General features: G+C 63.1%; 14 protein-coding genes. 6 read left to right on the top strand and 8 right to left on the bottom strand.

The window, feature by feature from the left end:
- The first annotated feature begins 395 nt into the window (after nt 1-395).
- From FCU66_RS21265 to FCU66_RS21245, 5 genes are all read left to right on the top strand, one after another.
- The gene (locus FCU66_RS21265) at nt 396-1,988 is read left to right on the top strand and encodes an ABC transporter substrate-binding protein (RefSeq protein WP_136619907.1); all 1,593 of its coding nucleotides are present in this window, start codon (nt 396-398) and stop codon (nt 1,986-1,988) included.
- Between the two features lie 50 nt (nt 1,989-2,038).
- Nucleotides 2,039-3,046: an ABC transporter permease subunit gene (locus FCU66_RS21260; RefSeq protein ID WP_136619906.1), complete on the top strand. Its 1,008-nt coding sequence runs from the start codon at nt 2,039-2,041 to the stop codon at nt 3,044-3,046.
- A 70-nt stretch (nt 3,047-3,116) separates the two neighbouring features.
- Nucleotides 3,117-3,971, top strand: coding sequence for an ABC transporter permease subunit (locus FCU66_RS21255; protein ID WP_244482870.1), 855 nt, complete (start codon nt 3,117-3,119; stop codon nt 3,969-3,971).
- A 2-nt stretch (nt 3,972-3,973) separates the two neighbouring features.
- A complete protein-coding gene (locus FCU66_RS21250; protein WP_136619958.1) occupies nt 3,974-4,831 on the top strand; it encodes an ABC transporter ATP-binding protein in 858 nt (285 codons plus the stop codon).
- Nucleotides 4,828-5,658 (top strand): dipeptide ABC transporter ATP-binding protein, encoded by an 831-nt coding sequence (locus FCU66_RS21245; RefSeq protein WP_136619905.1) that lies wholly within the window; start codon nt 4,828-4,830, stop codon nt 5,656-5,658. The genes FCU66_RS21250 and FCU66_RS21245 overlap by 4 nt, the downstream gene beginning before the upstream one ends.
- Before the next feature lie 26 nt (nt 5,659-5,684).
- Here FCU66_RS21245 and FCU66_RS21240 read toward each other — a convergent pair whose 3' ends face one another.
- From FCU66_RS21240 to FCU66_RS21215, 6 genes are all read right to left on the bottom strand, one after another.
- On the bottom strand, nt 5,685-6,158 hold the full coding sequence (locus FCU66_RS21240; protein WP_136619904.1) for a GNAT family N-acetyltransferase: 474 nt from the start codon (nt 6,156-6,158) through the stop codon (nt 5,685-5,687).
- Nucleotide 6,159: 1 nt separating this feature from the next.
- Entirely contained in the window at nt 6,160-7,434 is a 1,275-nt protein-coding gene (locus tag FCU66_RS21235; protein ID WP_136619903.1) for a cysteine desulfurase-like protein, read from the bottom strand.
- 48 nt (nt 7,435-7,482) lie between these two features.
- Entirely contained in the window at nt 7,483-8,157 is a 675-nt protein-coding gene (locus FCU66_RS21230; RefSeq protein WP_126067529.1) for an amino acid ABC transporter permease, read from the bottom strand.
- 152 nt (nt 8,158-8,309) lie between these two features.
- Nucleotides 8,310-9,107, bottom strand: a complete 798-nt coding sequence (locus tag FCU66_RS21225; protein ID WP_136619902.1) for an ABC transporter substrate-binding protein — start codon at nt 9,105-9,107, stop codon at nt 8,310-8,312.
- A gap of 73 nt (nt 9,108-9,180) precedes the next feature.
- Entirely contained in the window at nt 9,181-10,380 is a 1,200-nt protein-coding gene (locus tag FCU66_RS21220; protein ID WP_168992004.1) for a pyridoxal phosphate-dependent aminotransferase, read from the bottom strand.
- 190 nt (nt 10,381-10,570) lie between these two features.
- Nucleotides 10,571-11,332, bottom strand: a complete 762-nt coding sequence (locus tag FCU66_RS21215; RefSeq protein ID WP_136619900.1) for an HpcH/HpaI aldolase family protein — start codon at nt 11,330-11,332, stop codon at nt 10,571-10,573.
- Nucleotides 11,333-11,454: 122 nt separating this feature from the next.
- Here FCU66_RS21215 and FCU66_RS21210 point away from each other — a divergent pair, with 122 nt between their 5' ends.
- Entirely contained in the window at nt 11,455-12,546 is a 1,092-nt protein-coding gene (locus FCU66_RS21210) for an LLM class flavin-dependent oxidoreductase (RefSeq protein ID WP_136619899.1), read from the top strand.
- 34 nt (nt 12,547-12,580) lie between these two features.
- Here FCU66_RS21210 and FCU66_RS21205 read toward each other — a convergent pair whose 3' ends face one another.
- Both FCU66_RS21205 and FCU66_RS21200 read right to left on the bottom strand, forming a co-directional pair.
- Complete coding sequence (locus FCU66_RS21205) at nt 12,581-12,976, bottom strand: RidA family protein (RefSeq protein WP_136619898.1); 396 nt, start codon at nt 12,974-12,976, stop codon at nt 12,581-12,583.
- Nucleotides 12,977-13,034: 58 nt separating this feature from the next.
- A complete protein-coding gene (locus FCU66_RS21200) occupies nt 13,035-14,183 on the bottom strand; it encodes an acyl-CoA dehydrogenase family protein (RefSeq protein WP_136619897.1) in 1,149 nt (382 codons plus the stop codon).
- Nucleotides 14,184-14,230 lie beyond the last annotated feature (47 nt).

Genomic DNA, 14,230 nt, shown 5'->3' with positions numbered 1-14,230 from the left:
GACGTCCTCCGCTGCTGCCGCTATACCACCTATGTATTGCCTCCATTGGTGACCGTGCAAGTCTTGCCCTTGCGGCAAGGCCGCGAAAGATTTGCCGTCGAAAATCTCTCCTGCCGCCGACACTTCCCCCTGTGTCCCGGCGCACCCCTGGCTGCTCGCAAGCGTGTGCGGCATCGATATCGTCAGATCGGCGATCAATAAAAAAATGCGGTCGTTAATAATAGCGTGAATGGAAAAAACTGCTAATTTTTTCTGCCATTTAGCAAAATCGCGGATTTTTTTCCTGCTTCCCGCGGGGTAAGCAAACGGGGTGTTCCAAAGCCGGAAAAACGGTGCTTATATGCGCGCTTCGCGAGCCTGATAGAGGGGCTTGGAAGAACATCAGGGAGTGCTCAATGAAGAAGAAACTGACTTTTGCAGCCGCGTTGCTGGCTGCAAGCGTCCTGGGCGGCGTGGCCAACGCGAAAACTCTGGTCTATTGCGCGGAAGCTTCGCCGGAGGGTTTCGACCCGGCGCCGTATACCGCTGGCCAGACGTTCGACGCGTCCTCGCGTACCGTCTTCAACCGCCTTGTCGAATTCGATCACGGCAAGACAACGATCTCGCCGGGCCTGGCTGAAAGCTGGACGATCTCCGACGATGGCAAGGAATATGTCTTCAAGCTGCGCAAGGGCGTCAAGTTCGCCGCCACCGACTATTTCACCCCGACGCGCGACTTCAACGCCGACGACGTGGTGTTCTCTTTCGCACGTCAGGTCGACAAGGCCGGCCCGTGGTTCCAGTACATCCCGGGCATTGCCTACCAGTATTACAATGACCAGTTCGGCGACAACATCACCAAGGTCGAAAAGGTCGATGACCTGACGGTGAAGTTCACCCTCAAGGAGCCGGCAATCACCTTCATTCCCACGCTGGGCATGGACTTCGCCTCGGTCGTCTCCAAGGAATATGCCGACAAGCTGCAGGCGGACAAGACGCCTGAACTGTTCAACCAGAAGCCGATCGGCACCGGCCCGTTCATCTTCGTCGACTACCAGACCGACGCGGCCATCCGCTACAAGGCCAACCCGGACTATTGGGGCGGCAAGCAGAAGATCGACGATCTGGTCTTCGCCATCACCACCGATCCGGCGGTGCGCGCGCAGAAGCTCAAGGCTGGCGAATGCAACATCATGTCGTATCCGGCACCGGCCGACATCGCCGGCCTGCAGGCTGAAGCGAGCCTGAAGGTCGACGAGCAGGAAGGCCTCAATGTCGGCGCGCTGATGTACAACACCCAGCAGAAGCCGTTCGACGATGCGCGCGTCCGCAAGGCGCTCAACATGGCCATCAACAAGAAGGCCATCATCGACGCCGTCTTCCAGGGTGCCGGCCAGGTGGCGATCAATCCGATCCCGCCGACCATGTGGTCCTACAACAAGGAAGTGAAGGACGATCCATACGATCCGGATGCATCCAAGAAGCTGCTTGAAGAGGCCGGCGTCAAGGACCTCAAGATGAACGTCTGGGCCATGCCGGTATCGCGTCCGTATATGCCGAACGCGCGCCGCACCGCCGAACTGATCCAGGCGGACTTCGCCAAGGTCGGCGTCACCGTCAACATCGTCAGCTACGATTGGGGTGAATACCTCAAGCGCGCTTCCGCGGTCGATCACGACGGCGCCGTCATCGTCGGCTGGACCGGCGACAATGGCGATCCGGACAACTTCCTCGGCGTGCTCCTGAGCTGCGCTTCCGTCGGTTCGAACAACCGCGCGGAATGGTGCAACAAGGACTTCGACGCGCTCATCAACAAGGCCAAGACCGTTTCGGATCAGGCCGAGCGCACCAAGCTCTATGAACAGGCACAGGTCATCTTCAAGGAACAGGCACCCTGGGCGACGCTCGCTCACTCCAAGGTGTTCATGCCGATGCAGAAGACCGTCACCGGCTTTGCGATGGATCCGCTCGGTATCCATCGCTTCGACGGCGTCGATATCGCCGAATAAGGTTGCGAAACGGGGGCGTCGCCATGTGGTGACGCCCCCACTCGCCCGCCATGCTGCGCTATATCCTCGGCAAGCTCGCCCTCATCATCCCGACCTTCATCGGGATAACCATCCTCGCCTTTGGCTTCGTGCGCATCCTGCCCGGTGATCCGGTGCTGGTGCTTGCGGGCGAACGCGGCCTGTCGCCCGAACGTCACACGGCGCTGATGCACCAGTTCGGTTTCGACCTGCCGATCTGGCAACAATATTTGACCTATCTGACCAACATCCTCAGCGGTGATTTCGGCACCTCGTTTTCGACCAAGACGCCGGTGCTCAAGGACTTCCTGGTGCGCTTCCCGGCAACGGTCGAGCTCGCCATCTTCGCCATGATCTTTGCCGTCCTCCTGGGTGTCGCCGCCGGCATCTTCGCCGCCATCCGCCGCGGCTCCTGGTTCGATCAGCTGACCATGGGCACGGCCCTGGCAGGCTATTCCATGCCGATCTTCTGGTGGGGTCTGCTGCTGATCATCGTGTTCTCCGGCACGCTGCACTGGACCCCGGTTTCCGGCCGCATCGACCTTCTCTATTTCTTCAAGCCGGTGACCGGCTTCATGACCATCGATTCCCTGATCTCGGGCCAGAAGGGCGCCTTCCGTTCGGCGCTGTCGCACCTCATTCTTCCGACCGTCGTGCTCGGCACCATTCCGCTCGCCGTCATCGCCAGGCAGACGCGTTCGGCCATGCTCGAAGTGCTCGGCGAAGACTATGTGCGCACCGCGCGCGCCAAGGGCCTGACCCCGTTCCGGGTCGTCGGCCTGCATGCCTTCCGCAATGCGCTGATCCCGGTCGTCACCACCATCGGCCTGCAGGTCGGCACGCTTTTGACCGGCGCCATCCTGACCGAGAGCATCTTCTCCTGGCCCGGCATCGGCAAATGGATGATCGATGCCATTTCCAAGCGCGACTATTTCACCGTGCAGGGCGGCTTGCTTTTGATCGCGCTGATCGTCATGTCGGTGAACCTCATCGTCGACGTGCTCTATGCCGTCATCAACCCACGCATCCGGGCCAACTGACATGAGCAACGAGGGTCCAGCCACAATCGAAGCCGCCACCGTCGTCAAGCAGCAGGACGCAAGGCTGCAGATGTTCGGCGAGTTCTGGCACTACTTCTCCGTCAACAAGGGCGCGGTGATCGGGCTCTTCGTCTTTGCGCTGCTGATCCTGATCGCCATTTTCGCGCCGCTGCTGGCGCCGCATTCGCCCGACGATCAGTTCCGCGACTTCTTCCTGACACCGCCGGCCTGGCAGGAGGGCGGCAACGCGCAGTTCCTGCTCGGCACCGACGCCGTCGGCCGCGATATGCTGTCGCGGCTGATCTACGGCTCGCGTTTCTCGCTCGCCATCGGCTTCGTCGTCGTCACCACCGCACTGATCTCCGGCGTCATCCTCGGCCTACTTGCCGGCTACTGCCGCGGCTGGGTCGACACGCTGATCATGCGCATCATGGACATCATCCTGGCGTTCCCGTCGCTGCTGCTGGCCCTGGTGCTGGTCGCGGTGCTTGGCCCCGGCCTCGTCAACGCCATGATCGCCATCGCCTTCGTGCTGCAGCCGCATTTCGCCCGCCTCACCCGTGCCGCCGTGATGGCCGAGAAGACCCGCGAATATGTCGTCTCGGCCAAGGTCGCCGGCGCCAGCCATCTCAGGCTGATGCTAGTCACCATCCTGCCCAACTGCATCGCGCCGTTGATCGTCCAGGCGACGCTGTCCTTCTCCAACGCCATTCTCGAGGCGGCGGCCCTCGGCTTCCTCGGCATGGGCGCGCAGCCGCCGACACCCGAATGGGGCACCATGCTGGCCGAGGCGCGCGAGTTCATCCTGCGCGCCTGGTGGGTGGTGACCTTCCCCGGCCTCGCCATCCTGATCACCGTCTTCGCCATCAACCTGATCGGCGACGGCCTGCGCGACGCGCTCGACCCCAAGCTGAAGAGGTCGTGAGCATGCCTCTGCTCGAGATCAAGAACCTCACCGTTTCCTTCGACACCGCGGCCGGACCGTTCATGGCCGTGCAAGGCATCGATCTATCGGTCGAGCCGCGCGAAGTGCTGGCGATCGTCGGCGAGTCCGGCTCCGGCAAGTCGGTGTCGATGCTGGCGGTGATGGGCCTGTTGCCCAACACGGCGACGGTCAAGGCCGACCGCATGGCCTTCGACGGAGTCGATCTCCTGGAGCTCAGCCCGTCCGAACGCCGCAAGATCGTCGGCAAGGACATCTCGATGATCTTCCAGGAGCCGGTCGCCAGCCTCAATCCGTGCTTCAACGTCGGCTTCCAGATCGAGGAGGTGCTGCGCTTCCACATGGGCATGGATCGCGCCCAGCGGCGGGCGCGGGCTATCGAACTGATGAAGCTGGTAGGCATCGCCGACCCGGAAGAACGGCTGAGTTCCTTCCCGCACCAGATGTCCGGCGGCCAGTGCCAGCGCGTCATGATCGCCATCGCCATCGCCTGCAATCCGAAACTGCTGATCGCCGACGAGCCGACGACCGCGCTCGACGTCACCATCCAGAAGCAGATCCTCGATCTGCTGGTTTCGCTGCAGGCCAAATACGGCATGGGCCTGATCATGATCACCCACAATATGGGCGTGGTGGCCGAGACCGCCGACCGCGTCATCGTCCAGTACAAGGGCCGCAAGATGGAAGAGGCCGACGTGCTGTCGCTGTTTGAATCGCCGAAGAGCAACTACACGCGCGCGCTTCTGTCGGCGCTGCCGGAAAACGCCGTCGGCGATCGGCTGCCGACCGTTTCCGACATGATGTTCGAGCCGGCCCCTTCGGCCGCGGGAGCCGCCTCATGAGCACCACGGTTCTCGAAGGCAAGAACATCGTCCGCGACTACCACATCGGCGGCGGCCTGTTCACCGGACCGCGCACCGTGCATGCGGTCAAGGGCGTCTCCTTCAAGGTGGACAAGGGCAAGACGCTGGCCATCGTGGGCGAAAGCGGCTGCGGCAAGTCAACGCTCGCCCGCATCATCACCCTGATCGATCCAGCGACATCAGGCGACCTGTTCATCGACGGCAACAAGGTCGACATCGCCAGGAACGGATTGACCAAGGAGATGCGCCGCAAGGTGCAGATCGTCTTCCAGAATCCCTATGGATCGCTCAATCCGCGCCAGAAGATCGGCGACGTGCTGGGCGAGCCGCTTTTGATCAACACCGACAAGCCGGCCGCCGAACGGCGCGACCTGGCGATGAAGATGCTGAAGAAGGTCGGCCTCGGTCACGAGCACTACAACCGCTATCCGCACATGTTCTCGGGCGGCCAGCGCCAGCGCATCGCCATTGCCCGCGCGCTGATGCTCAATCCAAGCCTGCTGGTGCTGGACGAGCCGGTCTCGGCGCTCGATCTTTCGGTGCAGGCGCAGGTTCTGAACCTGCTCGCCGACCTGCAGGATGAGTTCCAGCTGACCTATGTCTTCATCAGCCACGATTTGTCCGTGGTGCGCTACATCGCCGACGACGTGATGGTGATGTATTTCGGCGAAGCGGTCGAATACGGCTCGCGCGACGAGGTTTTTTCGGACCCCAAGCACGCCTACACCAAGACGCTGTTTGCCGCCACGCCGCGCGCCGACGTCGCCTCGATCAAGGCGAGGCTGGCGAAGAAGAAGGCCGCCTGAGATCAGCTGACACTGGCCAGTGTCAGCTAAATTGGTGGCACCGGCACCAACATCTTTGCGAGCAGGACGTTGGCGTGACCGCGCGGGAAGTCCTCGAGTTGTACGAGCCGCTGAAATCCATGCTTCTCGTAGAAGTCCGGCGCCTGGAAGGTGAAGGACGAGAGATGGATGACATGGCACCCGCGCCGACGCGCTTCCTGTTCGGCTTCGGCGAGGAGGCGCGAGCCGAGGCCTTTGCCGCGCTCGCTGTCAGCGATCCATAGCGTCTTGATTTCGCACACGCCCGCCCAACTGTGCCCGTGGAGACCGGCATAGATCGTTTCGTCGTCCCTCTTCAGGAAGATCGATAAATAACGGCCGTCATCGACGCCGGTGGCGGCGACGTTGCCGTAGAGGCGATCCTCGAGCGCGACAATGTCCTCTGGCGTGGGTTCACTGAGGACAACAAGAGACGTCGCCTCGTCGGCGCTTGGATCATCGGAGCCGCCGGGACCAGTCATGTCACGACAGCTTGGCGATGATGGCGCGCAGCGCCTCACCGAAGCGCCGGACTTCCTCGACCGTGTTGTAATGGACCAGCGAGGCGCGGATGGCGCCGCTGTCCATCGAGAGGTTGAGACGCTTCATCAGCCGCGGCGCGTACATGTGGCCGTCGCGGATGCCGATCTGCATCTCGGCCATTTCCTCGACGATCCGCTGCGGCGACAGTCTGCCGATGTTGAAGCAGAAGGTCGGCACGCGCTCATTGATGCGGGCCTCGTCGGCAACGCCGTAGATGGTCGCGCCGCAGTCCTTGAGCACAGCGAGCATCTCGCGCGCCAGCAGCAGCTCATAGTCGCGGATGGCGCCCATGCCGGCGACGATGTTGTCGCGCCGCGAGCGGTTGTTGGAGGGCGCCAGATTGCGGCCGATCAGTTCCAGATACTGCACGGCGGCATCCATGCCGGAGACGTTCTCGTAGATGAAGGTGCCGGCCTCGACCTTGTAGGGCGGCTCGTCGGGGATGAAATCCTCGCGGAAGGTCGGCAGCCGCTTCAGCGTTTCGAAACGGCCCCACAGGAAGCCCATATGCGGCGAGAAATTCTTGTAGCCGGAGCAGACGAGATAGTCGCAGTCCCAGGCCTGCACGTCGATCAGCCCGTGCGGTCCGTAATGCACGCAATCGAGGAACACCTCTGCACCGGCCGCATGCGCAATCCTGGCCACCGAAGCGACATCGACGATCGAGCCGATCGAATGCGCCGTCACAGTGCAGGCGACCAGGCGGGTGCGGTCGGAAACCAGCGGGCGCAGATCGTCAACATGCAGATTGCCGTCCTCGCGCATGCGCCACCATTTGAACTTGGCGCCGGCCGATTCCAGCGCCAGCCAGGTCGCGATGTTGGCGTCGTGATCCATGTCGGTGATGACGATCTCGTCGCGCTCTTGCAGCATCTGGCCGATGCCGAGGCTGACCAGGCGGATGAACGAGGTGGCGTTCATGCCGAAGCAGATTTCCGCCGGGCTGTAGGCGTTGATCAGCAGCGCGACGCTTGTCCGCGCATCGGCGACCGACTGATCGACGGTGACACTGCGGCCATAGCGGCCGCCGCGCTGCACATTGTGCGAAACCAGATGGTTGGTCACCGCGTCGAGCACGCTCTGCGGGATCTGCGCGCCGGCGGCATTGTCCAAAAAGATGAAGTCGCCAGCCCGCTGCAAGGCTGGAAACATGGCGCGGATGGTGTCGACGGGGAACGCGCTAGCGTTCGCATTGTCGGTCTGATGCTTGTTCACGGGTAGACTCCTGCGAAGGGCTTGGCGGGGTGGGATCGGTTGGCGCGGTCAGCGCTTCTTTTCGGTCTTGAAGCGCTCCTCGAGCAGGCTGACGAGGCGGACCATCGGCCAGAGGAAGATGAGATAGACGAGGGCTGCACCGATCAGCGGCGAGGGATTGGCGTAGAGCGACTGCGCGTTGGTCGCTTCCTTCAAGAGTTCCGGCAGCGCCACGGTCGAGGCGAGCGAGGTGTCCTTGAACATCGAGACGCAGTTGCTGGTCATCGGCGGGATGACGACGCGGATCGCCTGCGGCAGCACCACCTTGCGCAAGGTCAAAAGGAACGGCAGGCCAAGCGCCTGCGACGCCTCGAACTGGCCACGCGGAATGCTTTCGATGCCGGAGCGGAACACTTCCGCCGAATAGGCCGACATGATGAAGGCGAAGGCAGTCACCGCCGACGCCCAGGACGACAGCCGTATGCCGAGGAAGGGCAGCGCATAGTAGATCAGGATCAGCACGACCAGAACCGGCAGGGCGCGAAAGATGTCGGTGTAGCCGACCGCGAGCCACCGCAGCGGCTTCGGCGCATAGAGCCGCACCAGGCTGATCACCAGGCCGATCGGGATGCCGATGCCGATGCTCAAAATGCCGAGCAGCAGCGTGTTCAGGAAGCCGCGCAGCAGCGCCGGCAGGCTGGACATGATGACATCGGGGTTGAAGAAGGTATCCAGCAGCGACATGGGAGCGTTCCCGAACCCGAGAGCAAGGATGCTCAGGTTAAAACCAATCGACCTCGCCAAGGGCGAGACGGTCTGCGCGGAAGCCGGCGCTGGAGCATGAAATGAATCGTGCCGGCCTGGAAAGCCGGCACGATGTCAGCGCAGCTTTCAGCTCAGGCCTTCGGCAGCGGCATTTCCTTCATGGTCGAAGAGTCGGCGGGCGCGTCGCTGCCGAACCACTTCTTGTGGATGGCGGCCAGCGTGCCGTCCTTTTTCATCGCGGTCAGCGCGTCGTTCAGCTTGCCGAGCAGCGGGTGGTCCTTGGTCATCATCAGGCCGTATTGTTCGCCGGTCTTGATGCGTTCCTTGACGACCAGGTCCTTCATCTTGGTGAAGGAATATTCCATGCCCGGAATGTCGCTGACGGCGGCATCGACGCGGCCGGCGCTGAGGTCGAGCAGCAGGTTTTGCTGCGTGTCGTAACCCTTCACGTCGCTGAAGCCGTCGGCTTCCTGATGTGCCTTGACCCAGGTCTCGCCGGTCGAGCCGGACAGCACGCCGACGATCTTGCCCTTGAGGTCGGCCTCAGCCTTGATCGGGCTGTCGGTCTTGGTGGCGATGCCCATGTCGGAATCATAATAGGGCTGCGTGAACGACTGCGACTTCAGACGCTCCGCCGTGATGGTGATCGACGAGATGGCGACATCGATGCGCTTCGACGTTGTGGCGGCAAACAGCGCCTGGAAGCCGAGATCGGCGATGTCGGTGGTCATGCCGATGCGTTTGGCCGCTTCGTTGACGATATCGACTTCAAAGCCCTCGAAAGTGCCGCTCTCGTTCTTGTACTCGAAGGGCGGGTTGGTCGGGTAGGCGCCGACATTGAGCACATCCGCGGCATAGGCGGTGGCGGGGCCGGCGGCGATGCTGATGGCGGCGGCGAGAAGAAGCAATTTGCGACGCGTGAAGCTCATTTGTGTTCCCTCTGTTGTTGATCGGGCGGGTTGCTCCCGCACGGTTTTTTGCCGCCCCGCTTCAGGCAGGGCGTCAATTCATGGCAGCGACCATGCGCTCGAGCGCGGTCGCTATCTGGTCACGTTCACGGCACACGCACATGCGCAGGAAGGCCGTTGCCGAACTCCCGAAGAGATGGCCGGGCGCCAGCCCGACGCGCGCCGTCTCCAATATCCTGCCGCAGGCGCGACGTGCGTCGCTTTCGCCCTCCATGGCGAAGAAGGCATACATGCCGCCGCGCGGTTTCGTCGGCAGGATGATGCCTGGAATCTGCGCCAGCCTGTCATAGGCAAGGTCGAGGCCGGTCCTGATCCGCTGCCGGATCTCCTCGACGAGCGGCTCGCCCTGGCGGATAGCCGCGACCGCGCCGGCCTGGATAGGGGCTGCCGTGCCGCTGTTGATATATTGCGTCATCGCGCCGAGCTGGTCGGCCACCCCGGACGGATGCGTCAGCCAGCCGATGCGCCAGCCGGTCATCGCCCAGGCCTTGGAGAAGCTGTTGACCGACAGCACCCGGTCGCCGTCCTCGGCGATCTGCAGGATGGAGGGGGCAACGTCGCCGTCGAAATAGAGCCGGCCATAGACCTCGTCGGAGATGATCCAGATGCCGGTGCGCCGGCTGAAATCGAGCAGCGCCTGCATCTCCTCGCGCGATGCGGTCCAGCCGGTCGGGTTGGACGGCGTCGACAGGAAGATCGCCCGCGTGCGTGCATCGCAGGTCGCAAACAGCCGGTCGAGGTCGAGATGCCAGTCGCCCTTGAAGTCGAGCGAGAACGGCCGCGGCTCACCGCCGATCAAATGGATGGCGTTGTGGATGTTGGGCCATTGCGGCGCGACATAGACGACGTTGCTGCCGGTATCGACCAGCAGTTCCAGCGCCAGGTACAGCGCCTGCATGCCGCCAGGCGTGACGGTGGTGCGTGCGATCGGGATCGGCCGGCCATGGATGCGCGTCTGGTATTCCGACAGTGCCTCGTTCAACGGCGCGTGCCCGCGCATGTTGGGAACGTAGAAGGTCAGGCCTTCATCGAAGGCGGCCTTGGCGGCGTCGCGGATGAAGGCCGGCGTCACCATATCGCCTTCGCCGTACCAGAGCGCGATCACATCGCCCAGTTCACGCGCCCGCACGGCAAGGTTGGCGATGTTTTCTGTGTGCAGATCACGAATCTGCGCGCGCACGCCATCGAAGGCATAGCGCGCGCTGGACGATGACTGGGGCAGTACGAACGACAAGGACTGAAACCCCTCCCACCCGGAGCACAACGATGGACTGGCCGGGAAGCCCGTCCGGTACGGCCGTCGCCATCGATCCTGGAATGCTTATCCAAAGCGCGGCACTTTTCAAGGCGAAAGTTTTAAGCTTAAAAAGTTTGACCGTCCTGTTGCCGTGCCGATACGCCTTTTTGTGCCAGCCGCGCCCGTCTCATGCCAATTCGTCGCGTGCGGCGGCACAGTTGGCCGCAGCGCCGGCGCCGAGAAACATCGTGTCGCTGGCCAGGATGAAGAAGCTGGCGCCGATGGCTGCCCATTGCCCGACAGGCTGCGGGCTGGCGCAAAATATGCCGGCGGCCTTGCCGTGTGCGATCGTCGCGCCGACGATCGTCCGGATCGCCGCATTGAGCCTGTCGGCGCCTTGCTGTCCGAGCGCATCGATCGACACCGAGAGATCGCCGGGGCCGACGAAGATCACGTCGACGCCGTCGACGGCCGCGATCGCTTCGATGTTGGCCAGCCCTTCTGATGTCTCGACCTGGATCGCGACGACGATCCTGTCATTGGCGCCGGCCAGATATTCGGGAATGCGATAGCCGTAGCCGGCGGCCCGGCCCGGTCCGACGCCGCGCTCGCCTTTTGGCGGATAGCGCGAGGCTTTGACGGCCATCGCGGCCTGGGCGGCGGTCGATATGCGGGGCACCAGCACGCCTTGCGCGCCACTGTCCAAGGCCGCCTGTATGGCTTCCGGCGCATGGCCGGGGACGCGCACCATGGCCGGCACGCGATGCACGTCGGCCGCGCGCACCATGCTCTCGATCATGTCCCGCGAGATCTGGGCATGCTCCCAGTCAATGCAGAGGAAATCGAGGCCGGACTGCGTCATCACTTCGACCGCGACGGGATGGGGAATGGCTGCAAAGGAACCGACGAGGCTCGTCTTGCCGATGCATTTCTGGCGGAACTCGCTCATGCCGATCCCCTTTTTCGTCCTGCCGGAATCAATATCCGCAAACGATCGCAAGGCGAAGCTATTTCATGCTTGAAATATTTTTGCGGAGCCGTAGCGTGCGACCTTCGCCGGGAGGTCGCGACATGAACAAACCACATCCCTTGCACGGCCCGAACAGATTGAAGCTCGGCGTCTTTTCGACCAATGCGGATGGCGGGCTTGCCATCACCGATGTGCCGGAACGCTGGACGGCGACATGGCAGGACAATCTGACCGCGGCGCAGATCGCCGACCGGGCAGGCCTGGAGTTCATGCTGCCCATCGCGCGCTGGCGCGGCTTTGGCGGCCGCAACAAGGTGCGCGAATGGTCGTTCGAGACCTTCACCTGGGCAGCGGCCCTTGCCATGGCCACCGAGCAGATCGGCCTGTTCATGACCGTGCATGTGCCGCTGGTCCATCCGCTCTATGCCGCCAAGGCACTGGCGACGGTCGACCACATCAGCCAGGGCCGCGCGGGCTTGAACATCGTCTGCGGCTGGAACCCGAAGGAATTCGGCATGTTCGGCACGCCCCTGGTCGAGAAGGGCTACGACCAGGCTGCCGAATGGATCGAAATCCTCGAAAAGCTTTATGCGTCGAGCGAGCCGCTCGACTATGAGGGCACCTATTATCGCCTCAAGGAGGCCGTCAGCCGGCCGGCCAGCCTGCAGGTTCCACGCCCGGTGACCATGAACGCTGCTTTCGGCGGGCCGGGACGCGATTTCGCCGCCGCCAGATGCGACTATCTGTTCACGACCTTTTCGGAAATGGCTGATGCCGGCAAGCATGTCGCCGATATCAGCGAGCGGGCCGACAAAGCGGGCCGGGATGTAGGCGTCTACACCGTGGCGCATGTCGTCTGCCGCCCGACGATGGAAGAGGCGCAGGCCTACTATAGCCGCTACGCCGTTGATATGGCCGACCACGATGCGGTCGATGCCCATATGGCGGGCAAGAAGGAATTCTCGCAATCGCACGACCCGCATGCCTATGACCGCTACCGGCAGCGTTTCGCCGGCGGCGCCGGCACCTATCCGCTGATCGGAACCCCTGAAACGATCGCCGCCGACATGGTCGCCATTGCCGGGCATGGCTATCAGGGCATTGCGCTGTCCTTCGTCAACTACACGCAGGAGCTGCCCTATTTCTGCGACCACGTGCTGCCGATTTTGCGGCAGGCGGGCCTTCGCGAATAATTTATTCTGCGCGGGCAGTTATTCCGGTGATTGGTTATTCCGGTATAACTGCCGTGGCCTGGATCTCCACCTTGGCGCGGTCCTCGACCAGCGCCATCACCTGCATGGCGGCCATCGCCGGAAAGTGCCGGCCGATCACCTCGCGATAGGCCTCGCCGATACCCCTGAGGTTGGCGAGGTATTCGGCTTTGTCGACAAAGTACCAGGTCATCGAGGTGATGTGCTGCGGCCCCGCACCGGCCTCGGCCAGCACCGCCACGATGTTCTCGAGCGTCTGCCGCACCTGGCCGACGAAATCGTCTGTCTCGAACTGGCATTGGCCGTTCCAGCCGACCTGTCCGCCAACGAAGACGAGCCGCCCGCGTGCCGCGACGCCATTGGCGTAGCCGACAGGTTTTGCCCAGCCTTCCGGCTGCAAAATCGTGTGCATTCAAAACCTCCCGGTACTCAAAAACCAAGTCTCAAAATCGCTCGTCAATTTCCTGCCGTCAGGCCGCGCCCATCACTTGCCGCGCGATCACCACTTTCTGCACGTCGGAGGCACCCTCGTAGATGCGCAGCGCGCGGATCTCGCGATACAGGCTCTCGACGATATGGCCTTTGCGGACACCGTCGCCGCCATGCAGCTGTACGGCTTTGTCGATCACCTCCTGTGCCTTGTCGGTGGCAAACAGCTTGGCCATCGCCGCTTCGCGGGTGACGCGGGGCGCGCCCATGTCCTTGGTCCAGGCGGCGCGGTAGACCAGAAGCGCCGCCGCATCGACGTCGAGCGCCATCTCGGCGATATGCCCCTGCACCATTTGCAGTTCGCCCATCGGGGCACCGAACAGCTTGCGCTCGGCCACCCGTTTGATGCTTTCATCCAGCGCGCGGCGAGCAAAGCCGAGTGCCGCCGCACCGACAGTCGAGCGGAACACGTCGAGCACCGACATGGCGATGCGGAAGCCGTCGCCGGGCTTGCCGATCAGCGCCGAGGCCGGCAGGCGGACCTGCTCGAACGACAGCCGCGCCAGCGGATGCGGCGCGATCACCTCCAGCCGTTCGGCGATGCCAAGGCCCTTGGCGTCGCCCGGCACGAGGAAGGCCGAGAGCCCCTTGGCGCCCGGCGCCTCGCCGGTGCGGGCAAAGACGACATAGAGATCGGCAATGCCGCCATTGGAGATCCAGGTTTTTTCACCGGACAGAATGTAGCTGTCGCCGTCGCGGGTCGCCGTCATTTCGGTGTTGGCGACATCCGATCCCGAGCGCGGTTCCGACAGGGCGAAGGCTGATATCGCCTTGCCGGCACGTGTCTTCGAAAGCCATTGCTGCTGTTGCGGCGTGCCGAACAGGCTGAGTGCGCCGGTGCCGAGCCCTTGCATGGCGAAGGCGAAATCGGCGAGCCCGTCATGGCGGGCGAGCGTCTCGCGCGTGATGCACAGAGTGCGGACGTCGAGTGGTCCCGGACTGTCGGTGTCGAGCGCCGTCGGCTTCAGCCAGCCGTCTTGGCCAAGCTTAGCCACCAGCTCGCGGCAGGCGGCGTCGACATCGTGATGATCGACCGGCAGGTTTTTCGCGCACCATGTCTCCAGGTGCTCGGCCAGTTCGCGATGGCGGTCTTCGAAGAACGGCCAGGAGAGGAAGGAGCGGTCAGGCATGGATATCTCCTTCTATGCCCCGTTCCTGCACACCCCCCTCTGTCCTG

The organism is Mesorhizobium norvegicum (genome assembly GCF_004919685.1).
Lineage (GTDB): Bacteria > Pseudomonadota > Alphaproteobacteria > Rhizobiales > Rhizobiaceae > Mesorhizobium > Mesorhizobium norvegicum.
The sequence above is the reverse complement of the archived record's forward strand: the minus strand, read 5'-3'. Positions and strand labels throughout refer to the sequence as shown.

Coding starts and splice junctions, on each gene's coding strand:
- FCU66_RS21200 (WP_136619897.1), bottom strand. CDS start 14,183: ATGCCTGACCGCTCCTTCCTCTCCTGGCCGTTCTTCGAAGACCGCCAT.
- FCU66_RS21210 (WP_136619899.1), top strand. CDS start 11,455: ATGAACAAACCACATCCCTTGCACGGCCCGAACAGATTGAAGCTCGGC.
- FCU66_RS21215 (WP_136619900.1), bottom strand. CDS start 11,332: ATGAGCGAGTTCCGCCAGAAATGCATCGGCAAGACGAGCCTCGTCGGT.
- FCU66_RS21225 (WP_136619902.1), bottom strand. CDS start 9,107: ATGAGCTTCACGCGTCGCAAATTGCTTCTTCTCGCCGCCGCCATCAGC.
- FCU66_RS21245 (WP_136619905.1), top strand. CDS start 4,828: ATGAGCACCACGGTTCTCGAAGGCAAGAACATCGTCCGCGACTACCAC.
- FCU66_RS21240 (WP_136619904.1), bottom strand. CDS start 6,158: ATGACTGGTCCCGGCGGCTCCGATGATCCAAGCGCCGACGAGGCGACG.
- FCU66_RS21255 (WP_244482870.1), top strand. CDS start 3,117: ATGTTCGGCGAGTTCTGGCACTACTTCTCCGTCAACAAGGGCGCGGTG.
- FCU66_RS21205 (WP_136619898.1), bottom strand. CDS start 12,976: ATGCACACGATTTTGCAGCCGGAAGGCTGGGCAAAACCTGTCGGCTAC.
- FCU66_RS21250 (WP_136619958.1), top strand. CDS start 3,974: ATGCCTCTGCTCGAGATCAAGAACCTCACCGTTTCCTTCGACACCGCG.
- FCU66_RS21265 (WP_136619907.1), top strand. CDS start 396: ATGAAGAAGAAACTGACTTTTGCAGCCGCGTTGCTGGCTGCAAGCGTC.
- FCU66_RS21230 (WP_126067529.1), bottom strand. CDS start 8,157: ATGTCGCTGCTGGATACCTTCTTCAACCCCGATGTCATCATGTCCAGC.
- FCU66_RS21260 (WP_136619906.1), top strand. CDS start 2,039: ATGCTGCGCTATATCCTCGGCAAGCTCGCCCTCATCATCCCGACCTTC.